This window comes from Nocardioides sp. (genome assembly GCF_036274455.1).
GTDB lineage: Bacteria > Actinomycetota > Actinomycetes > Propionibacteriales > Nocardioidaceae > Nocardioides.
In genome coordinates this window covers 1-20,825 of sequence record NZ_DASUFR010000219.1, presented here as the reverse complement: position 1 = coordinate 20,825, position 20,825 = coordinate 1, and the positions used below count along the sequence as shown (strand labels likewise).

Here is a 20,825-nt window from a genome sequence, read left to right as displayed (position 1 = left end):
CACTCACTAGAAGAAAGGTTCACGACGTGAATCGATCCACCATCGCCACCAGGCGGTTCCGGCGGCTGACGGCCACAGTCGCCATGGGCGCCGCCATGGGGTTCTCACTCGTCGCCTGCGGCGACGACTCGGACTCCGGCAGCGCGAGCGACGAACCGTCGTCGAGCGACACCTCGGCGTCCGAGTCGGCCGCGCCGTCGGAGACTGCCGCCGCGTTCACCAACGACAAGTGCGACGCCAGCGCGACGAGCGACAACGCGTTCAAGGTGGGTGGCATCCTGCCCCTGACCGGCAACCTCGCCTTCCTCGGTCCTCCGGCCGTCGCCGGTGTGGGTCTGGCCGTCTCAGACATCAATGCCGCGGGCGGCGTGAACGGCGTCAAGGCCTGCCACCAGGTCCTCGACTCCGGTGACTCGACCGACATGTCGATCTCGACCGCGTCGGCGGGCCAGATGGTCGCCTCCAAGCCGTCGGTGGTCATCGGCGCCGAGTCCTCCAGCGTGTCCCTCAACTTCGTGGACACCCTGACCGACGCCAAGATCACCCAGGTCTCCCCCGCGAACACCGCGATCGACCTGTCCGGCTACTCGCCGTTCTACTTCCGCACCGCCCCGCCGGACACCGTGCAGGGCAACGCGCTCGGCACGCTGATCACCTCCGACGGCTACACCAACGTCGGCTACCTGGTGTTCAACGACACCTACGGCACCGGCCTTCGCAACGCGTCCCAGGCGACCATCGAGGCCGCCGGCGGCAAGTGCGTCTACGGCTGCAAGGGTGACGGCGACGAGTTCCCCGCCGGCCAGACGACGTTCTCCGCCGAGGTCCAGGCGGTCACCGCCGCCAAGCCCGACGCGATCGTCATCATCGCCTTCGACGAGACCAAGTCGATCGTGCCCGAGCTGGCCAACTCCGGTTGGGACATGTCGAAGACCTACTTCGTGGACGGCAACCTGTCCGACTACAGCCAGGACTTCGAGCCCGGCACCCTCGCCGGCGCGCAGGGCACCCTGCCCGGCCAGGACCCCGAGCAGGGGTTCAAGGACAACCTGGTCGCCTGGTACAAGCAGGCCAACGGTGAGGACATGAAGGACTTCTCCTACGGCGCTGAGTCCTACGACGCCACCATCCTCTCCGCGCTCGCCGCGGTGAAGGGCGGCAGCAACGACTCGGCGTCGGTGCAGAAGAACTTCGCCGCCGTCTCCGGGGCCACCGACGGCGAGGAGTGCAACACCTACGCCGACTGCGTCAAGCTGCTGGGCGAGGGCAAGGAGATCCGGTACGCCGGACCGTCGGGCATCGGCCCGATCGACGACGAGAACGACCCGTCGTCGGCCTTCATCGGCATCTACCAGTACGGCGACGACAACTCCTACACGCTGGAGACCACGGTCGAGGGCTCCAAGCCCCAGTGATCGGCTGAGGTAGTCCAGTCAGAGTTCGAAAGAAGGCCCCGGACCGCAAGGTCCGGGGCCTTCTTGGTCGGTTCACCTGCTTGTGTGGCGGCCGCGCGACCGGGCTTCTGTAGCGACCCCTGAGCTCGTGTGCCGAGATCTCGGTAGAGAAGCGGATGGGTCACCGGATATCCGGCTCTCGTGTCGGATCCGGGTGGGCGGCCGCGCGCGTAGCACACCGCAACCAGCGGCGCGCTTTGGGGCGCGCAAGGGCGGAGCAAGCTCCGCCCCGCATGCGCGGCCCCCCAGGGGCGTGTTCCGGGGATGTGCACCGCGTATTGGCCACCCAGGACGCCGAGATGCGGTGCATATCCGCTGGACCGGTCTTTGCCGAGGTTCTCCGGCACCAGGTGCCGATTTCCCTCCGCAGACCACCGGTGGGCCCGTGGGTGCCCGCGCGCCTACCGGATCGCGGCCGCCACACAAGCCACAACAGAAGCGACCGACCCCGAAGGTCAGCCCTCGGCGTTCCGGGCCTCGATCTGCAACGTCATCTTCTTCAACAGCTTGTTCAGCGTCACCAGCTCCTGCTTGGTCAGGGCAGTGGCGACCTCGTCCTCGACGGAACCCCGCAGCTCCATCGCCTCGCGCCAGAGGCGAAGCCCCTCCCGGGTGGCCTCGACCTCGACGCGGCGGCGGTCGTCGACGCCGGGCATCCGCTTGACCCAGCCCTTCTTCTCCATGCTGTCCAGCCGGCCGGTGACCCCGGCGTTGGAGACCCCCAGCTCCTGGGCGAGCTCGCCGGGCGAGGCGCGACCGGGGGTGTCGCGGATCATCAGCGCGTGCAGGGTCTGGTACTCGAAGTCCTGAAGGCCGACCTTGGCCGCCGCCTCCTTGGTCGCGGCGCGGAACCGCTTGTGGATGGTCCAGACCCGCACGGTCATGGCCTCGACCTCGTCGTCGAAGCCCTTGTCGAGCACCCAGTGGTCTCGCCAGCGTTCCACGTGCAGGTCGGCTCCGTCCTTCACCACGATGGGACTCTACCAGTTATTTCGTTGACGAATATTTCGCTAGCGAATAATGTGCGGTGCATGCGCACCTCGGGGGACCACCCGCTCCGCCACGCGCCGTTCCGCTGGCTCGTCACCGGCACGACGATCAACCTCCTGGGCAGCGGCATCGCCCCCGTGGCGCTCGCGTTCGCGGTCCTCGACCTCGGCGGTGGGGCGTCCCAGCTGGGGCTCGTCGTGGGCCTCTACGCCCTCGCCGACGTGGGCGCGGTGCTCTTCGGCGGCGTCCTCGGTGACCGGCTCCCCCGCACCGTGATGATGGAGGGCTCCGCCGCCGCGGCGGCCGTGGTCCAGGGCGTCGTGGCGCTCTCGCTGATCGGCGGCTGGTCCAGCATCCCCGTGCTGGCCGTCCTGGGCATGGTCAACGGCTGCCTGAGCGCGCTGGGGACGCCCAGCTCGTCCGCGATCACCCAGCAGACGGTCCCGGCCGACCTGTTGCAGCGGGCGATCTCCTGGCGCCGGATCGCCCAGAACGTCGCCATGATCGTCGGCAACGGCGTCGCCGGGCTGCTGGTGGTCTGGGTCGGCAGTGGCTGGGCGCTCGCCTTCGACGCGTTGACGTTCGCCGTCGCGGCCGCCGTCTTCACCCGGATCGACGTACCGCCGGTCGCCGCCGCGGGGACCCGCGAGGGGCTGTGGGGCGACGTGGCGTCCGGGTTCCGCGAGGTCATGAGACACACCTGGCTGTGGCTGCTGATCCTCCAGGCCCTGCTCTACCACCTGTTCTACGGAGGCGCCCAGAGCGTGCTCGGCCCGATCGTCGTCGGCGACGGGCTGGGGCGGCCCGCGTGGGGGTGGGCGCTCTCGGCGATGATGGTCGGCTTCGTCGCCGGTGGGCTGGTGACCCTGCGCTGGCGGCCGCGGCACGCCCTGTTCGTCGGCACCTGCTTCCTCGCGCTGACCGCGGCCTTCCCGCTGGCCATGGCCTGGTCGGACTCGCTCGCGGTGGTGCTCCTGGGTGCCTGGCTGCACGGGTTCGGGCTCGAGATCTTCAGCGTCGGCTGGGACCTGTCGATCCAGGAGCAGGTCGAGCCGGACAAGCTGGCCCGCGTCTACTCCTTCGACATGATCGGCTCGTTCATCGCCCGGCCGATCGGGCTGGTGCTCACCGGCCCGATGGCGGCCCTGGTGGGCGCCAGGGGCTGGCTCACCGTCGTGGGCGCGGTGATCGTGGGCAGCGTGCTGGTCGCGCTGACCTCGGGCGACGTACGCCGGCTCGAGCGGCGCGAGTCACTCGTCGGGGACGAGGTCCTCGCCGCCTGACTCCACGTCCTTGGCGAGGGTGCCGAGGTAGAGCTCGATGACCTTGGGGTCGTTGGCCAGCTCCCGGCCGGTGCCGGTGTGGGCGTCCTTGCCCTGGTCGAGCACGTAGCCGCGGTCGCAGATCTGCAGGCAGCGTCGCGCGTTCTGCTCGACCATGACCACGCAGACGCCGGTCTTGTTGATCCGGCGGGTGCGGATGAACGTCTCGTCCTGGCGGACCGGGGACAGACCGGCGGACGGCTCGTCGAGCAGCAGCACCGACGGCTCCATCATCAGCGCCCGGGCCATGGCCAGCGACTGCCGCTCACCACCGGACAGCGCGCCGGCCGACCGGGTCCGCCGCTCGTGGAGGGCCGGGAAGAGGTCCCACATCGAGCTCAGCCGCTCCCGGACCTTCTTGGGGCGCAGGAAGAGCCCCATCATGAGGTTCTCCTCGACGGTGAGCGAGGGGAAGACGTTGTTGGTCTGCGGGACGAACCCGACGCCCATCTCGACCAGGGTGTTGGCCTTCAGGTTGGTGATGTCCTCGGTGCCGAGGTGGACGCTGCCGGAGCGGATCTTGACCAGGCCGAACATCGCCTTGAGCAGCGTCGACTTGCCGGCGCCGTTGGGACCGATGATGCCGATCATCTCGCCGGGGTAGGCGACCAGCGAGCAGCCGTTGAGGATGTTGACGCCGGGAAGGTAGCCGGCGACGACGTCCTTGGCCTCGATGACTGCGGTCTGCTGCCCCGCCCTCGGCTGGGTGTCGGTGGTCATGACCGGCTCTCCTCCTCGGCCTCGCGCTCTTCTTCGCGCTGGGCGTCCTCCTCGGCGACTTCCTTCTCGAGCTGCTCGAGCGTGGCGTCGGTGAGCAGGGCGTCGTCGCCCAGGTCGGTGTCGTGGTGGGCACCTAGGTACGCGTCGATGACGGCCTGGTTGGACATCACCGTGTCGGCCGGGCCCTCCGCGACGATCCGGCCCTCGGCCATCACGACGACCCAGTCGGAGATGTGGCGTACGACGTGCATGTCGTGCTCGACGAAGAGCACCGTCATGCCCTCGTCGCGCAGTGACTGGATGTGGCCGAGCAGCGACTGGGTGAGGGCGGGGTTCACACCGGCCATCGGCTCGTCGAGCATGATCATCTTGGGGTCGCTCATCAGCGCGCGGGCCATCTCGAGCAGCTTGCGCTGGCCGCCGGAGAGCGAGCCGGCGTAGTCATCGCGCTTCTCCAGCAGCTTGAACCGCTCGAGGAGCTCGATGGCCTTGGCCTCGACCTCCTTCTCCTGCGCGCCCCAGAACGGCTTGAACAGGCACTTGGCGAGGTTCTCGCCGGCCTGGTTCTGGGCGCCCAGCATCATGTTGGCCATCACCGTCATCCGGCTCAGCGCCTTGGTGAGCTGGAAGGTGCGGACCATCCCCGACTTGGCCACCCGCGAGGCGGAGGTGCGGTCGAGCGTGGCGCCGTCGAAGCTCCAGTGTGCGCCGGACCCGGCCGACGTCGGCCGGTCGAAGCCGGTGATCAGGTTGAAGAACGTCGTCTTGCCGGCGCCGTTCGGGCCGATCAGCGCGGTGATGATGCCGCGCTGCACCTCGAGGTGGTCGACGTCGACGGCGATGATGCCGCCGAAGTTGCGCACGATGTTGTCGACCTTGAGGATCGAGTCCGGCTTCGGCGAGCCCGGCTCGGCCGCGACGCTCGACATCAGCTCGCGTCGGGCAGCGGGATCGGCCAGCCCGCGGGCGGTCGTCGTCTCAGACATTGAACCGTAGCTCCCTCTTGTCGCCCAGGATGCCTTGCGGTCTGAAGATCACCAGCAGCATCAGCGCGACGCCCACGAGGATGAACGCGAACTGGCTGGTCTGCTGGCCGTTCATGATGTTGATGTACTTGTCCGACGACAGGTAGGTGTTGGCGATCCCGATGATCCCGATGCGCCCGACGAAGAAGATCAGCGACCCGAGCACCGGCCCCCAGATGGTGGCCGCGCCGCCGAGCAGCAGGGCGGTGTAGCAGAAGAACGTGATGTTGCGGCCCATCGCGTCGGGCTGCACCGAGCCCGGCAGGACGTACATCATCCCGCCGATCGCGCCGAACAGGCCGCCGATCACCAGCGCCTGCATCTTGATGGCAAAGACGTTCTTGCCGAGGCTGCGCATCGCGTCCTCGTCCTCGCGCACGCCCTTGAGCGCGCGGCCCCACGGGCTGCGAGTGAGCCCGACCACGATCAGCAGGCTGATGCCGACGAGGACCCAGGTCACGACCGTGAACCACCAGCCGTCGACGCCGGTGTCCTGCTGGTTGACCGGCACCAGGAAGAAGGTCAGCAGGGCGGTCAGGAGGATCAGCACGACCAGCGCGACGGTCCTCGTCACACTCTCGAGGGCGATCTTGCCGCGCGCGATCCGGATCGCCGTCCAGATCAGGCCGACGACCAGGACCCAGCCCACCAGCCGCACCCACGTCGCACCGTTGGCCACGTCGGTGTAGTTGAACTCGAGGAGCGTGGTGTTCCCGCTGCCGAAGAAGGACAGGTTCGAGAACGGCGAGCGGTACTTGCTGCCGGCGATGCCCTGGGCGCCACCGGTGAGGTTGAACAGCCGCTCGTAGCCCACCGATCTGCCCACGTATCTGACGATCTCGGCGGCCGAGATCGTGACGATCGCGAGGTAGTCACCGCGCAGCTTCAGGGTCGGTACGCCGAGCACCAGCGCGAACACGAAGGCGATCGCGAGCCCGACGATGACGGCCACGACCAGCGGCCAGCCCTGGGTGATCGAGATCGCCATGCCGTAGGCACCGAGCAGCATGAAGGCGGACTGGCCGATGTTGAGCAGGCCGGTGTAGCCGAAGTGGATGTTGAGGCCGATGACCGCGATCGCCACCGCGGCGGTCGTGGGGTCGACGGCGACCTGCATCATGTTCCGCAGGATTGCCTGGATGTCGTCCATCGCTGCGTCCTGTCCCTTCTAGCCGACCCGCTGAGCCCGGCCGAGCAGGCCTTGCGGCCGCACCAGCAGGAGCAGGATGAGGATGAGCAGCGCAGCTGCGTACTTGAAGTCGCCGGGGATCACCAGTGGTGAGAGCTCGACGACGAGCCCGATGATGAGAGCACCGACCAGGGCGCCGAACGCCGTGCCGAGACCGCCCAGCGTCACCGCCGCGAACAGCAGCAGCAGGATCTGGAGGCCGGTGTCCCACTTGATCCCGTTGACGACGAGCGCGTAGAGGAGGCCGGAGAGACCCGCCAGGGCCATCGCGACGGTCCACACCAGCCGGATCACCTTGTCGGTGTCGATGCCCGAGGCCTGCGCGAGCGCCGGGTTGTCGGAGACCGCCCGGGTCGCGCGGCCCACTCGGGTCCGCAGGAGCGCGAAGCCGACCAGTGCGAGGAACACCGCCGAGATCGCCATGGCCGCGAGCGAGCGGTCGGTGATCGTGATCGGTCCGAAGGTGCGGACCGTGGCCTGCTCCACCACCACCCGCTTGGTATCCGCCCCCGCGAAGAACTGGAAGGAGTACTGCATCGCGAGGGACAGGCCGATCGTCACGATCATCATCTGGGTGAGGCCCAGCCCTCTGCGTCTGAGTGGTTGCCACAGGACCCGGTCCTGGAACCACCCCGTGAAGCCGCAGATGATCATGACCCCGAGCCCGCCGATCCAGAGGTTCCACCCGAGCAGGTTGACCAGGCCGTAGCCCACCATGCCGCCCAGGGTCACCTGCTCGGCGTGGGCGAAGTTCGACAGCCCGGTCGTGCCGTAGATCAGGCTCAGGCCGACGCTGGCCAGCGCCAGCAGCAGGCCGAGCCGGATGCCGTTGACGCTGGACTGCAGGAACTCGTCCCACTTGCTGGTGGAGGTGCTGAACCCCTTGGCCCGCACGGCCAGCGTCGGGCCGTAGCTCTTGCCGAGCTGGACGTTGTCGACCTTGATGCTGCCATCGGGGCCGCGCAGGCTCGCCTCCGACGGCGGACGCAGCTCGCTGCCCTTCGGCAGGGTGTCGGGGTCGACGCCCACCAGGTAGTCGCCGGCCTCGGTGACCTCGAAGGCGAACCTGCCGTCCTCGGCGGTCGTCTGGGTCTCGGTGGTCCCGTCGGGCTTGGTCAGGATGACGTCGACGCCCGAGATCGGCTCGGCGCGGCTGCCCATGGTGCCGGCGATGCACGCGGTCTCGTCGGCCTTGGGCACGCACAGCGTGAGCGCCTCGGCCGGGCCGCCCGAGAAGAACAGGAGGAGCGGCGCGACCAGCATCAGCAACCCGAGGTAGGCCGCGGTCCTGGCGATCCCCCCGCGCTCAGGAAGGCTGGTTCGAGACAACAATGGGTCCTCCTCCCACGCACCCGGCTGGATGCTGCCCGGCAGTCTATGGGTGGGGACTGCCGATTGCGCCACCCCTGCGACCGCGGGTCGTCCTACGGCTTGGGTATGCCAGGGCCGTGCTCGACGACTCCGTCCGCGACCTGTCGCATCGAGAGGCGGAGGTCCATCGCGGTCTTCTGGATCCAGCGGAACGCCTCGGGCTCGGACAGGCTCAGCTGCTGCATCAGCAGGCTCTTGGCGCGCTCGACCGCCTTGCGGGTCTCCAGCCGCTCGGTCAGGTCGGCCACCTCGGCCTCGAGGGTGCTGAGCTCGGAGAACCGGCTGGTCGCCAGCTCGATCGCGGGGACCAGCTGCTCCTTGGTGAACGGCTTGACCAGGTAGGCCATCGCGCCCGCGTCCCGGGCCCGCTCCACGAGGTCGCGTTGGCTGAACGCCGTCAGGATGACCACCGGTGCGATCCGCTGGCCGGCGATCTGCTCAGCGGCGGCGATCCCGTCGAGGACCGGCATCTTGACGTCGAGGATCACCAGGTCGGGCCGGAGCTGCCCGGCCAGGTCGACCGCGGTCGCCCCGTCGCCGGCCTGCCCCACGACGTCGTACCCCTCCTCGGCGAGCATCTCCGCGAGGTCCATGCGGATGAGGACCTCGTCCTCGGCCACCACGACCCGCTTCGTGGCCCCGTCCGCCGCCTGGTTCACGGGCGACAGGCTAACCGCCGGATGCGACCGCCTCCGCCGCCTCCTCCTGGGTGGACGACGCGATCCGCGCGAGGTACTGCTCGACCTCGGCCCGCTCGACGCGGAGCCGGGAACACTCCGTGGCCGCCGCCCGGGCGTTGCGCACCGCCTGGTCGTTGCTGGCCACGGGCCACCGGCGCAGCGTCGCGAGTGAGATCACTCGTCAAACTGTAGTGGATTACTCGACTTTTCCCAAGGCGAGTCCATGAAGCCGCTCCCGGTAACCTCTGAGGCCGTCGCCCCGATAGACCAACCGGCAGAGTCAATGAGCTCAAACCTCATCCAGTGTGGGTTCGAATCCCACTCGGGGCACCCACTCGGCTAGTCGGCCTGGATCCGCCGGTACGCCGGCGCCACGCCGTCGACCGCGTCACCCATGCGATGCACGCGCAGGGCGTTGGTCGAGCCCGGGATCCCCGGGGGCGAGCCGGCGATGATCACGACGAGGTCGCCCTTCTCGACCCGCCCGATCTTGAGCAGCTGCTCGTCGACCTGGGCGACCATCTCGTCGGTGTGCTCGACCTTCTGGGTCTTGAAGGTCTCGACCCCCCACGACAGGGAGAGCTGGGAGCGGGTCTGGGCCTCGGGGGTGAACGCGAGGACCGGGACCGGGCCGCGGAAGCGGGACATCCGGCGGGCGGAGTCGCCGGACTGGGTGAACGCGACGACGTACTTGGCGCCCACCCGCTCGGCCACCTCGCCGGCGGCCTTGGCGATGATCCCCGACTTGGTGTGCGGGTCCCACGGGAGCACGCGGAGGGTGCCGACCTCCTGCTGCTCCATCGCGTGCGCCTCGGTGGCCCCGATGATCCGCGCCATGGTCTCGACGGTGACGACGGGGTACTCCCCCACGCCGGTCTCGCCGGAGAGCATCACCGCGTCGGCGCCGTCGAGGATCGCGTTGGCGACGTCGGAAACCTCCGCGCGGGTCGGCGACGGGCTCGAGATCATCGACTCGAGCATCTGGGTGGCGACGATGACCGGCTTGGCGTTGAGGCGAGCCTTGTCGATGATCGTCTTCTGGAGGAACGGCACCTCCTCCGGAGCGCACTCCACCCCGAGGTCGCCGCGGGCGACCATGAAGCCGTCGAAGGCCGAGACCACCTCGTCGAGGTTCTCGATGGCCTGCGGCTTCTCGATCTTGGCGATCACGGGGAGGATGATGTTCTCCTCGCGCATGACCTTGCGCACGTCCTCGACGTCGGCCGCGCTCCGCACGAAGCTGAGCGCGATGTAGTCCACCGTCAGGTGCAGCGCGAACCGCAGGTCCTCGACGTCCTTCTCCGACAGCGCCGGGACCGACACCATCACGCCGGGCAGGTTGATGCCCTTGTGGTCACTGACCTTGCCGCCGACCACGACCTCGCACACCACGTCGGTGCCGTCGCGGACCTCGGTGACCTTCAGCCTGACCTTCCCGTCGTCGATGAGGATCGGGTCGCCGGCCGCGACGTCGCCGGCCAGACCCTTGTACGTCGTACCGCAGATCTCGGCGTTGCCGTCGACCTCACGGGTGGTGATGGTCCAGGTCATCCCCGGGGTGAGCGTGACCGGGCCGCCCGAGAAGGTCTCCAGCCGGATCTTGGGCCCCTGCAGGTCGGCGAGGATGCCGACCCCGTGCCCGCTGGCGTCGGAGGCCTCGCGGACCAGGCGATAGGTCTCGGCGTGGTCCTCGTGCGTGCCGTGGCTCATGTTCAGCCGCGCGACGTCCATGCCGGCGGCGACGAGCTCCTTGATCCGCTCCGCGCTCGACGTGGCCGGACCCAGCGTGCACACGATCTTGGCTCTTCTCACGTGCCCACACCCTACCTAGGATTGGATCGTTCCAACAATGACCATCACGCGTCGCGAGCGCAGCGAGCGTCGTCGCGGCCCGGGGAACGAAGCTCACGAGGGTAGACAGTCAGACGACGAGAGGACGCTCGGTGGGCTTGATCGGGTAGGGCAGCGTCGTCGAGCCGGTGAGGTGGGCGTCGACGGCGGACGCGGCGGCCCGGCCCTCCGCGATGGCCCACACGATCAGCGACTGGCCCCGCCCGGCGTCACCGGCGACGAAGACGCCCGGCACCGAGGTCTGGTACGACGCGTCGCGCACGATGTTGCCGCGCTCGTCGAGATCGACCCCGAGCTGCTCGACCAGGCCTCCCCCGGATCCAGCAGAGCTCTCGGGGCCGAGGAAGCCCATCGCGAGCAGCACCAGCTGCGCCGGGATCTCGCGCTCGGAGCCCTCGACCTCCTGGAACCTGCCGTCCTCGAGGACGACCTCGACCAGCCGCAGCCCGGACACCTGGCCGGACCCGTCGTCCAGGAGCTCCTTGGTCGAGACCGAGTAGACCCGGCCGCCCAGCCCCCGGTCGGTCTGCTCCTCGTGCGCGGAGGAGACCCGGAAGACCATCGGGTAGGTCGGCCACGGCTGGCCGGCCGGCCTGGCCTCGGGCGGCTCGGGCAGGATCTCGAGCTGGGTGATGGACCTGGCCCCCTGCCGGACCGCCGTGCCGAGGCAGTCGGCGCCGGTGTCGCCGCCGCCGATGATCACGACGTCCTTGCCCTCGGCGGTGATCTGGCCCTCGACCTCCTCGCCGAGCGATGCGCGGTTGGACTGCGGAAGGTACTCCATCGCCTGGTGGATCCCGCCGAGCTCGCGGCCGGTGACCGGGAGGTCCCGGGGCTCGGTCGCGCCGATCGCCAGGACGACCGCGTCGTACCGTTCGCGCAGCGACTCGGCCGTGAGGTCCTCCCCGACGGTGACTCCGGTGCGGAAGACCGTGCCCTCGCGGCGCATCTGGTCCAGCCGCCGGTCGAGCTGCTTCTTCTCCATCTTGAACTCGGGGATCCCGTAGCGCAGCAGCCCGCCGATCCGGTCGGCGCGCTCGTAGACCGCGACGGTGTGGCCGGCCCGGGTCAGCTGCTGGGCCGCAGCCAGCCCGGCCGGGCCGGAGCCGATCACCGCGACGGTCCGGCCGGAGAGCCACTCGGGCGGCTGGGGCCGCACGAAGCCGCTCTCCCAGGCCTTGTCGATGATCGAGACCTCGACGTTCTTGATCGTCACGGGGTCCTGGTTGATGCCCAGCACGCAGGCGGTCTCGCAGGGCGCCGGGCAGAGCCGGCCGGTGAACTCCGGGAAGTTGTTGGTGGCGTGCAGCCGCTCGATCGCGCCTTCCCAGTCGTCGCGCCAGACCAGGTCGTTCCACTCGGGGATGATGTTGCCCAGCGGGCAGCCCTGGTGGCAGAACGGGATGCCGCAGTCCATGCAGCGGCCGGCCTGGGTCGAGATGATCGGCAGCAGAGCCCGGCCCATCCCGTCGGGGTAGACCTCGTCCCAGTCCTGCACCCGCTGGTCGACGGGACGGCGGGTCGCGACCTCGCGGCCGTTGTTGAGGAAACCTCGGGGGTCAGCCATGCAGACTCTCCATCATCGCGGTGGTGACCTCGCTCTCGGAGAGGCCTGCGGCCTCCGCCTTCGCCTTGGCCTCGAGGACGACGCGGTAGTCGGTCGGCATCACCTCGGTGAAGCGCGTCAGCGACGTCGGCCAGTCCGCCAGCAGCCCGGCCGCCACCTCCGAGCCCGTCTCGTCGAGGTGGTCGCGCACGAGCTGCTGAAGCTCGGTGGCGGCCTCACCCGCCACGGGGCCGAGCTCGACGAGCTCGGTGTTGACGCGGTGCTCCTCCAGGTCCAGCACCCAGGCCACGCCGCCGGACATGCCGGCGGCGAAGTTGCGGCCGGTCGGGCCCAGGACGACCACCCGTCCGCCGGTCATGTACTCGCAGCCGTGGTCGCCCACGCCCTCGGTGACCGCCCACGCGCCGGAGTTGCGCACGCAGAACCGCTCCCCCACGCCGCCGCGGATGTGGATCCGGCCCGAGGTGGCGCCGTAGGCGATGACGTTGCCGGCGATGATCTGCTCGTCGGCCCGGAAGGTCGCCACGCGGTCGGGGCGTACGACGATCCGCCCGCCGGAGAGCCCCTTGGCGAGGTAGTCGTTGGCGTCGCCCTCGAGGCGCAGGGTGATCCCGCGCGGCAGGAACGCGCCGAACGACTGGCCGGCCGATCCGGTGAAGGTCAGGTCGATGGTGCCCTCGGGCAGCCCGTCGCCGCCGTACTTCTTGGTCACCTCGTGGCCGAGGATGGTGCCGACGGTGCGGTTGACGTTGCGGATCGCGACCTGGGCGCGGACCGGCTCGCCCCTCTCGATCGCCGGCCGGCACAGCGGCACCAGCTCGGTGACGTCGAGCGACTTCTCCAGGCCGTGCTCCTGCGGCTTGGTCCGGTGGAGGTCCTGGCCCGGGAACGCGTCCCGGTCCGGCTCGTGGAGGATCGGGGTCAGGTCGAGCCCGGCCGCCTTCCAGTGGTTGACGGCCTCGACGGTGTCGAGCGAACCGACCCGGCCGATCGCCTCGTCCAGCGACCGGAAGCCGAGCTCGGCGAGGTACTCGCGGACCTCCTGTGCCACGAACTCGAAGAAGTTGACGACGTGCTCGGCCTTGCCGGTGTAGCGCTCGCGGAGCACGGGGTTCTGGGTGGCCACGCCGACCGGGCAGGTGTCGAGGTGGCAGACGCGCATCATGATGCAGCCCGAGACGACGAGCGGCGCGGTGGCGAAGCCGAACTCCTCGGCGCCGAGCAGGGCCGCGACCACGACGTCGCGGCCGGTCTTGAGCTGGCCGTCGGTCTGCACGACGATCCGGTCGCGCAGCCCGTTGAGCAGCAAGGTCTGCTGGGTCTCGGCAAGGCCGAGCTCCCACGGACCGCCGGCGTGCTTGAGCGACGTCAGCGGCGAGGCGCCGGTCCCGCCGTCGTGGCCGGAGATGAGCACCACGTCCGCGTGCGCCTTGGACACGCCCGCGGCCACGGTGCCGACGCCGACCTCGGCCACCAGCTTCACGTGCACCCGCGCCTGCGGGTTGGAGTTCTTGAGGTCGTGGATCAGCTGGGCGAGGTCCTCGATCGAGTAGATGTCGTGGTGTGGTGGAGGGCTGATCAGCCCCACGCCGGGCGTGGAGTAACGGGTCCTGGCCACCCATGGGTAGACCTTGTGGCCCGGCAGCTGGCCGCCCTCACCGGGCTTCGCGCCCTGCGCCATCTTGATCTGGAGGTCGTCGGCGTTGGTGAGGTACTCCGCGGTGACGCCGAACCGGCCCGACGCCACCTGCTTTATCGACGAGCGCCGCTCGGGGTCGTAGAGGCGGTCGGCGTCCTCGCCGCCCTCGCCGGTGTTGGACTTCGCGCCCAGCCGGTTCATCGCGATCGCGAGGGTCTCGTGCGCCTCGCGCGAGATCGAGCCGTAGGACATCGCGCCGGTCGAGAACCGCTTGACGATCTCGGAGACCGGCTCGACCTCCTCGATCGGGACCGGGGTGCGACCGGTGAGCTCGGCGCCCTTGAACCGGAACAGCCCGCGCAGCGTCATCAGCCGTTCCGACTGCTCGTCGACCCGCGCCGTGTACTGCTTGAAGATGTCGTAGCGGCCGGTGCGGGTCGAGTGCTGCAGCCGGAAGACGGTCTCGGGGTCGAACAGGTGCGGCTCGCCCTCGCGGCGCCATTGGTACTCGCCGCCGATCGCCAGCTCGCGGTGCGAGGGCGAGATGCCCCCGCGGGGGTAGGCCGTCGCGTGCCGCCGCGCGACCTCCTCGGCGATCACGTCGAGTCCGACCCCGCCGAGCTTGGAGGTCGTGCCGGCGAAGTACTTGTCGACCAGCGACTGCGACAGGCCGACCGCCTCGAAGATCTGCGCGCCCGTGTAGGACGCCACCGTGGAGACGCCCATCTTGGACATCACCTTGAGCACGCCCTTGCCCAGCGCCTTGATGAGGTTCCGGACCGCCACCTCGGGCTGGGTCTTGACGTAGTAGCCCTCGCGGGCGAGGTCCTCGACCGACTCCATGGCGAGGTAGGGGTTGACCGCGGCCGCGCCGTAGCCGATGAGCAGCGCGACGTGGTGCACCTCGCGGACGTCGCCGGCCTCGACCAGCAGCCCGACCTGGGTCCGGGTCTTCTCGCGGACCAGGTGGTGGTGGATCGCGCCGGTGAGCAGCAGCGACGGGATCGGCGCCAGCTCCTGGGTGGAGTGCCGGTCGGACAGCACGATCACCCGGGCGCCGTCGGAGATCGCCTGGCTGACCTCGGCGCAGATCTCGTCGAGCCGGGCGGCCATCGCGGCACCGCCCCCCTCGACGGCGTACAGCCCGCGCACGACGTGGGTCTGGAAGCCGGACATGTCGCCGTCGAGGTTGATGTGCCGGATCTTGGCGAGGTCGTCGTTGGAGAAGACCGGGAACGGCAGGACGACCTGCCGGCACGACGCCGGCTGCGGCTCGAGCAGGTTCGACTCGGGGCCGATGGTCCCCGACAGCGAGGTGACCAGCTCCTCGCGGATCGCGTCCAGCGGCGGGTTGGTCACCTGCGCGAACAGCTGCGCGAAGTAGTCGAAGAGCAGCCGGGGCTTGTCGCTCAGGGCCGCGATCGGCGTGTCGGTGCCCATCGACCCGAGCGGCTCGGTCCCGGTGTTGGCCATCGGCGTGAGCAGGACCCGGAGCTCCTCCTCGGTGTAGCCGAAGATCTGCTGGCGGCGGGTGACCGACGCGTGGGTGTGCACGACGTGCTCGCGGTCGGGCACGTCGTCGAGGTGGATGAGCCCGGCGTGCAGCCACTCCGCGTAGGGGTGCTCGCTCGCCAGCGCGGACTTGATCTCGTCGTCCTCGATGATCCGGTGCTCGCCGGTGTCGACCAGGAACATCCGGCCCGGCTGCAGCCGGCCCTTGCGGACGATGGAGGCCGGGTCGAGGTCGAGGACACCGACCTCGGAGGCCAGCACGACCAGACCGTCGTCGGTGACCCAGTAGCGCGACGGGCGGAGCCCGTTGCGGTCGAGGACCGCGCCGACCTGGTCGCCGTCGGTGAACACCACGCACGCAGGGCCGTCCCACGGCTCCATCAGCGAGGCGTGGAACTGGTAGAACGCGCGGCGCTGCGGGTCCATCTCGCCCTTCTCGGGCCGAGCGTTCTCCCACGCCTCGGGAACCATCATCAGCACCGCGTGGGGCAGCGACCGGCCGCCCATGTGCAGCAGCTCCAGCACCTCGTCGAACGACGCCGAGTCGGACGCGCCCGGAGTGCAGATCGGGTAGAGCCGCTCGAGGTCGCCGGGGATCAGGTCCGAGGACAGCAGCGCCTCGCGGGCACGCATCCAGTTGCGGTTGCCCATCACGGTGTTGATCTCGCCGTTGTGGGCGATGAACCGGAACGGGTGCGAGAGCGGCCAGCTCGGGAAGGTGTTGGTCGAGAACCGCGAGTGCACGACGGCGAGCGCCGTGGCCATCCGCTCGTCGCGCAGGTCGGGGAAGACCTCGTCGAGCTGCGCCGGGGTGAGCATGCCCTTGTAGACCAGGGTCCGCGACGAGAGCGAGGGGAAGTAGACGTCGGTCTCCTTCTCTGCCCGCCGGCGCAGGCAGAACGCCAGCCGCTCGAGCGCCATGCCGGTCAGCCGCGGCCCGGAGGCGGTCACGAACAGCTGGGCGAACTGCGGCAGCACGCCGCGCGCGGTCTTGCCCAGCGAGTCGGGGACGACCGGAACCTCGCGCCAGCCGACCACGTCGAGCCCCTCCTCGGCCGCGATCTCCTCGATCCGGCGGCGGGTCTTGGCGACCTGCTCGTCGTCGCCGGGGAGGAACGCGGTGCCGACGGCGTAGGAGCGGGGCGGCGGCAGCGCGAAGCCCGCCTCGGCCGCCACCGCGCGCAGGAACGCGTCGGGGACCTGGACCAGGATGCCCGCGCCGTCGCCGGAGTTGGGCTCGGCGCCGGCCGCTCCGCGGTGGTCGAGGTTGAGCAGCGCCGTCAGCGCCTTGCGCACGATGTCGTGGCTGGCCTCACCGGTCAGGGTCGCGACGAACGCCACGCCACAGGCGTCGTGCTCCTGGCGCGGGTCGTAGAGGCCCTGGGGCGGCGGGAACGAGTGCGGGTAGGGCACAGGTCCTACTCCCGTCGTCGAAGTCTGCGTGGAGTGCTACGTCCGGTCGTGCGAGCGATGCGGGCGCAGGGGACGACATTGGCCCTAGCGGCGACTGAGCCTATCAAGCAGGTCAGCCGGCGCCGGGTGGCGTTTCCGGGTCGTGGGCACCTCCGGCCTCCGCGTCGGGCGCCGCGGCCGGGGCCGTCTCACCCTCCGGGGTGGGCGCGGGGCGGTCCTCGCGGTGCCCGTCGACGTACGGCGACTCCTCCTGGCCCGGCCAGAGCCGCGCGCTGACCACGAAGTAGGTCGCCGCGAGGACGAACAGCACGATCGAGGTCCAGACGTTGAACCGCAGCCCGTAGACGTTGTCCAGCTCGACGGTGTCGATACGCAGCATCTCGATCCAGCCGCGGCCGAGCGTGTAGGCCATGACGTAGAGGGCGAGCATCCGCCCGTGTCCGAACTTGAACCGGCGGTCCAGGGCGATCAGCACGAAGAACGCGCCCAGGTCCCAGATGCACTCGTAGAGGAAGGTCGGATGGAAGGTGGCGTCGTCCTCGTATCCCGGCGGTCGGTGTGCGGGGTCGATCCGGAGCGCCCACGGGAGGTCGGTCGGCTTGCCGAACAGCTCCTGGTTGAACCAGTTGCCCCACCGGCCGATCGCCTGGGCCACCAGGAGCCCGGGCGCCAGGGCGTCGACCATCGGCGCGATCCGGATGCCCTTGCGGTAGGCGCAGATCATCGCGCCGACGGCGCCGAGGAAGATCGAGCCCCACACGCCCAGCCCGCCGCGCCAGACGTAGAGGATCTGCCAGGCGTCCCCGCTGGCGCCGAAGTAGCGCTCGTGGTCGGTCGCCACGTGGTAGAGCCGGCCGCCGATCAGGCCGAACGGCACCGCCCAGACCGCCATGTCCTGGACGTCGCCGTACCGGCCCCCGCGGGCGACCCAGCGCCGCTCGCCGATCCAGATCGCGGCGACGATGCCGAGGATGATCGCGAGCGCGTAGCCGCGGATCGGCAACGGGCCGAGGTGCCAGACGCCCTGCGACGGGCTCGGGATCGAGAGGGTCGTCATGGCTTCCCCAAGAGGGTGTGGATGTCCTGGGCGAACTGCTGCGGGGAGGTGTCCTGGCTCCAGTAGATCGGGGCCTCGTCGTCGCTGTCGATCCCGGTGACCTGGGTGCTGTGCGCGTTGGTGTCGTAGCCCCCGGTCGGGAGGCGGTCGCCCATGCCCACCGCCATCGACCTGGCCACCGCGGCGATCGTCTCGATGTCCGCGGGCGGGTCGGTGAGACCGATGAAGTCCTTGTCGATGTGGTCGAGCCAGCGGCGTACCACCGACGGGGTGTCGCGCGCCGGGTCTGTCGAGACGAAGACGACGTCCACCTGGTCGCGGTCCTTGTCGTCGAGGCGGTTCATGGCGGCGGCCAGGTTGGTCATCACGATGCCGCAGGTGTCGGGGCAGTTGGTGTAGCCGAAGAAGACCAGGGTGAGCCGCTTGTCGGTGTCCGCGGTCAGCGAGTAGGGGCTGCCATCGGTGTCCTCCAGCGCCGTCCCGTCGACCTTGAACGGCGGGTCGAGGACCTTGCCGTGCAGGTCGCCGGCCTTGACCTCGGCGCTGTTGCACGCGCTCAGGCAGAGCGCGAGCGCCGCGACGGCGACGAGGGCTCGCGGGCTACGCACGGCGTACGCCCTCCGCGAGGTCCTCGGTGAGGGTGGTGAGCGCGCGCAACCCGGCGGCGAGGTCGTCGGGGTGGTCGAGCAGGGCGCGGACGAAGGCCGACCCGACGATCACCCCGTCGGCGTAGGAGGCCACCTCGGCGGCCTGGTCGCCGTTGCTGACGCCCAGGCCCACGCCGACCGCGAGGTCGTGGTGCTGCCGCGCGATGGCGGCCTTGGTCCGGGCGACGAGCGGGCCGGCCAGCTCGCTGGTCGTTGCGCGAGCACCGGTCACCCCCATCACCGCGGTCGCGTAGACGAAGCCGCGGCAGGCGGCGGTGGTCATCGCGATCCGCTCGTCGGTGGACGACGGCGCCACCAGGTAGACCTTGTCCAGGCCGTGTGCGTCGGCGGCGGCCGGCCACAGCGGGTCGGCGTCCGGCGTGACGTCGGGCGTGATCAGCCCCGCTCCCCCGGCCGCGGCCAGGTCGCGGGCGAACCTGTCGACGCCGTACCGCTCGACGGGGTTCCAGTAGGTCATGACGACCGTGGGGGTGCCGGTGGCGGCCACCGCCTCGACGGTCCTGAGCACGTCGGTGGTGCGGACGCCGCGGTCGAGCGCCTGCTGGGCGGCGGCCTGGATGGTGGGGCCGTCCATCACCGGGTCGCTGTAGGGCAGCCCGACCTCGATCACGTCGCAGCCGGCCTCGACCATGGCGCGCAGGGCGTCGATCCCGCCCCCGACGTCGGGGAAGCCGGCGGGCAGATAGCCGGCGAGCGCGGCGCGGCCGTCCGCGCGGGCCTTCTCGAAGGCCGTCGACGTGCCCCTGGTGGACTCGGTCATGCCAGGTCGAACCACTTCCGCGCGGTCTCCATGTCCTTGTCACCGCGGCCGGACAGGTTGACCAGCACCAACCCGCCGGGACCGAGGTCGCGGGCGACGTCGATGGCACCGGCCAGCGCGTGCGCCGACTCGATGGCGCAGATGATCCCCTCGGTGCGGGCCAGCAGCGCCAGGGCGTCCATGGCCTGCGCGTCGGTCACCGGGAGGTAGTCGGCCCGGCCGCTCTTGGCCAGGTGGGCGTGCTGCGGACCCACGCCGGGGTAGTCGAGGCCGGCGGAGATCGAGTGGGACTCGACGGTCTGGCCGTCCTCGTCCTGCAACACGAAGGTGCGGGCGCCGTGCAGCACCCCGCTGTCGCCGGCCGTGATCGTCGCGGCGTGGCGGCCGGTGTCGACCCCCTCGCCGCCCGGCTCGTAGCCGTAGATGCGCACGTCCGGGTCGCCCAGGAACGCCGTGAACAACCCGATCGCGTTGGACCCGCCACCGACGCAGGCGGCGATCGCGTCCGGCAGCCGACCGGTCAGCTCGAGGCACTGGGCGCGCGCCTCGTCCCCGATGCCCCGCGTGAAGTCGCGGACCATGCTGGGGAAGGGGTGCGGGCCGGCGGCGGTGCCGAAGAGGTAGGCCGTGTGGTCGACGGTGCTGACCCAGTCACGCAGCGCCTCGTTGATGGCGTCCTTGAGCGTCGCGCTGCCGGAGTCGACCGGCACCACCGTCGCGCCGAGCAGCTCCATCCGGGCCACGTTGAGGGCCTGCCGCCTGGTGTCGACCGAGCCCATGTAGACGGTGCAGTCGAGCCCGAAGTAGGCGGCCGCGGTGGCGCTGGCCACGCCGTGCTGGCCGGCGCCGGTCTCGGCGATCACCCGGTGCTTGCCCATCCGCCGGGTGAGCAGCGCCTGGCCGAGCACGTTGCGGATCTTGTGGGCGCCGGTGTGGTTGAGGTCCTCGCGCTTGAGCAGGATCCGCGCGCCGGCCTGCTCGGAGAGCTTGGTGGCGTCGTACAGCAGGCTCGGGGTGCCGGCGTACTCCCGCAGCATCCGCTCGAACTCCGCGGTGAACTCCGGGTCCGCCATCGCGTCCTGCCAGGCGACCGTGAGCTCGTCGAGCGCGGCCATCAGCGCCTCGGGCATCATCCGCCCGCCGAAGCGGCCGAACGTGCCGTCGCCGGCGAAGGCCTGTGCGGTCATCGGCCGACCTCGCGCTGCTTGAGGGAGGGGTGCGAGCCGGCGGCGACCAGGTCGGCCACGGCCTCGCGGGGGTTGTCGCCCCGGACCAGCGTCTCGCCGACGAGGACGACGTCGGCGCCCTGCTTGGCGTACTCGAACACGTCGTGCGGGCCGCGCACGCCGGACTCGGCGACGCGGACGACGCCGTCGGGGATGCGCGGCGCGAGGCGGGCGAAGGTGTCGCGGTCGACCTCGAGCGTCTTGAGGTTGCGCGCGTTGACGCCGAGCAGCGTGGCGCCGGCGTCGAGGGCGCGCTCGACCTCCTCCTCGTCGTGCACCTCGACCAGCGGGGTGAGGCCGATCGAGACGGCACGCTCGAGCAGGCCGACCAGCTCGGGCTGCTCGAGGGCGGCCACGATCAGCAGCGCGAGGTCGGCGCCG

The 20,825-nt window shown here is 70.3% G+C and carries 16 protein-coding genes, 1 tRNA gene and 1 pseudogene; 3 read left to right on the top strand and 15 right to left on the bottom strand.

Going from position 1 to position 20,825, the window contains the following annotated elements:
- The first annotated feature begins 26 nt into the window (after window positions 1-26).
- Window positions 27-1,415, top strand: a complete 1,389-nt coding sequence (locus VFV89_RS20950) for an ABC transporter substrate-binding protein (RefSeq protein WP_329707920.1) — start codon at window positions 27-29, stop codon at window positions 1,413-1,415.
- 494 nt (window positions 1,416-1,909) lie between these two features.
- Here VFV89_RS20950 and VFV89_RS20945 read toward each other — a convergent pair whose 3' ends face one another.
- On the bottom strand, window positions 1,910-2,425 hold the full coding sequence (locus VFV89_RS20945) for a MarR family winged helix-turn-helix transcriptional regulator (RefSeq protein WP_329707919.1): 516 nt from the start codon (window positions 2,423-2,425) through the stop codon (window positions 1,910-1,912).
- A gap of 60 nt (window positions 2,426-2,485) precedes the next feature.
- Between VFV89_RS20945 and VFV89_RS20940 the strand changes: the two genes are divergently transcribed.
- A complete protein-coding gene (locus tag VFV89_RS20940; RefSeq protein WP_329707918.1) occupies window positions 2,486-3,727 on the top strand; it encodes an MFS transporter in 1,242 nt (413 codons plus the stop codon).
- Here the strand turns inward: VFV89_RS20940 and VFV89_RS20935 are convergent.
- From VFV89_RS20935 to VFV89_RS20910, 6 genes are all read right to left on the bottom strand, one after another.
- Window positions 3,695-4,486, bottom strand: a complete 792-nt coding sequence (locus VFV89_RS20935; protein WP_329707917.1) for an ABC transporter ATP-binding protein — start codon at window positions 4,484-4,486, stop codon at window positions 3,695-3,697. The genes VFV89_RS20940 and VFV89_RS20935 overlap by 33 nt on opposite strands.
- Window positions 4,483-5,472 (bottom strand): ABC transporter ATP-binding protein, encoded by a 990-nt coding sequence (locus VFV89_RS20930; RefSeq protein WP_329707916.1) that lies wholly within the window; start codon window positions 5,470-5,472, stop codon window positions 4,483-4,485. Before VFV89_RS20930 ends, VFV89_RS20935 begins: the two co-directional genes overlap by 4 nt.
- Entirely contained in the window at window positions 5,465-6,661 is a 1,197-nt protein-coding gene (locus VFV89_RS20925) for a branched-chain amino acid ABC transporter permease (RefSeq protein WP_329707915.1), read from the bottom strand. The genes VFV89_RS20930 and VFV89_RS20925 overlap by 8 nt, the downstream gene beginning before the upstream one ends.
- A gap of 18 nt (window positions 6,662-6,679) precedes the next feature.
- Window positions 6,680-8,032, bottom strand: a complete 1,353-nt coding sequence (locus VFV89_RS20920; RefSeq protein ID WP_329707914.1) for a branched-chain amino acid ABC transporter permease — start codon at window positions 8,030-8,032, stop codon at window positions 6,680-6,682.
- 92 nt (window positions 8,033-8,124) lie between these two features.
- On the bottom strand, window positions 8,125-8,730 hold the full coding sequence (locus VFV89_RS20915; RefSeq protein WP_329707913.1) for an ANTAR domain-containing response regulator: 606 nt from the start codon (window positions 8,728-8,730) through the stop codon (window positions 8,125-8,127).
- Window positions 8,731-8,740: 10 nt separating this feature from the next.
- A complete protein-coding gene (locus VFV89_RS20910; protein WP_329707912.1) occupies window positions 8,741-8,929 on the bottom strand; it encodes a hypothetical protein in 189 nt (62 codons plus the stop codon).
- Window positions 8,930-9,007: 78 nt separating this feature from the next.
- Here VFV89_RS20910 and VFV89_RS20905 point away from each other — a divergent pair.
- Window positions 9,008-9,081, top strand: a tRNA-Leu gene (locus tag VFV89_RS20905).
- A 9-nt stretch (window positions 9,082-9,090) separates the two neighbouring features.
- On the opposite strand, the gene pyk is transcribed toward VFV89_RS20905, so the two are convergent.
- The 8 genes and pseudogenes from pyk to VFV89_RS20865 form a co-directional block, all read right to left on the bottom strand.
- Window positions 9,091-10,563, bottom strand: coding sequence for a pyruvate kinase (gene pyk, locus VFV89_RS20900; RefSeq protein ID WP_329707911.1), 1,473 nt, complete (start codon window positions 10,561-10,563; stop codon window positions 9,091-9,093).
- 109 nt (window positions 10,564-10,672) lie between these two features.
- Window positions 10,673-12,169: a glutamate synthase subunit beta gene (locus VFV89_RS20895; RefSeq protein ID WP_329707910.1), complete on the bottom strand. Its 1,497-nt coding sequence runs from the start codon at window positions 12,167-12,169 to the stop codon at window positions 10,673-10,675.
- Window positions 12,162-16,733, bottom strand: coding sequence for a glutamate synthase large subunit (gene gltB / locus VFV89_RS20890; RefSeq protein ID WP_329707909.1), 4,572 nt, complete (start codon window positions 16,731-16,733; stop codon window positions 12,162-12,164). Before gltB ends, VFV89_RS20895 begins: the two co-directional genes overlap by 8 nt.
- 112 nt (window positions 16,734-16,845) lie before the next feature.
- Window positions 16,846-17,790 carry a prolipoprotein diacylglyceryl transferase gene (gene lgt / locus VFV89_RS20885; RefSeq protein ID WP_329707908.1) on the bottom strand — a complete coding sequence of 315 codons (945 nt, stop codon included), beginning with the start codon at window positions 17,788-17,790 and terminating at the stop codon, window positions 16,846-16,848.
- A complete protein-coding gene (locus VFV89_RS20880) occupies window positions 17,787-18,398 on the bottom strand; it encodes an SCO family protein (RefSeq protein WP_329707907.1) in 612 nt (203 codons plus the stop codon). The genes lgt and VFV89_RS20880 overlap by 4 nt, the downstream gene beginning before the upstream one ends.
- A complete protein-coding gene (gene trpA, locus VFV89_RS20875; RefSeq protein ID WP_329707906.1) occupies window positions 18,391-19,218 on the bottom strand; it encodes a tryptophan synthase subunit alpha in 828 nt (275 codons plus the stop codon). The genes VFV89_RS20880 and trpA overlap by 8 nt, the downstream gene beginning before the upstream one ends.
- Window positions 19,215-20,405, bottom strand: coding sequence for a tryptophan synthase subunit beta (trpB, locus tag VFV89_RS20870; RefSeq protein WP_329707905.1), 1,191 nt, complete (start codon window positions 20,403-20,405; stop codon window positions 19,215-19,217). Before trpB ends, trpA begins: the two co-directional genes overlap by 4 nt.
- A pseudogene (locus VFV89_RS20865) lies at window positions 20,402-20,825 on the bottom strand (indole-3-glycerol-phosphate synthase TrpC); the annotation flags it as partial. The gene trpB and the pseudogene VFV89_RS20865, both read right to left, overlap by 4 nt.

What these genes read in the sequence shown, in the direction of transcription:
- VFV89_RS20930 (WP_329707916.1), bottom strand. Translation starts at nt 5,472, where the DNA reads ATGTCTGAGACGACGACCGCCCGCGGGCTGGCCGATCCCGCTGCCCGA.
- VFV89_RS20895 (WP_329707910.1), bottom strand. Translation starts at nt 12,169, where the DNA reads ATGGCTGACCCCCGAGGTTTCCTCAACAACGGCCGCGAGGTCGCGACC.
- trpB (WP_329707905.1), bottom strand. Translation starts at nt 20,405, where the DNA reads ATGACCGCACAGGCCTTCGCCGGCGACGGCACGTTCGGCCGCTTCGGC.
- lgt (WP_329707908.1), bottom strand. Translation starts at nt 17,790, where the DNA reads ATGACGACCCTCTCGATCCCGAGCCCGTCGCAGGGCGTCTGGCACCTC.
- trpA (WP_329707906.1), bottom strand. Translation starts at nt 19,218, where the DNA reads ATGACCGAGTCCACCAGGGGCACGTCGACGGCCTTCGAGAAGGCCCGC.
- VFV89_RS20925 (WP_329707915.1), bottom strand. Translation starts at nt 6,661, where the DNA reads ATGGACGACATCCAGGCAATCCTGCGGAACATGATGCAGGTCGCCGTC.
- VFV89_RS20935 (WP_329707917.1), bottom strand. Translation starts at nt 4,486, where the DNA reads ATGACCACCGACACCCAGCCGAGGGCGGGGCAGCAGACCGCAGTCATC.
- VFV89_RS20940 (WP_329707918.1), top strand. Translation starts at nt 2,486, where the DNA reads ATGCGCACCTCGGGGGACCACCCGCTCCGCCACGCGCCGTTCCGCTGG.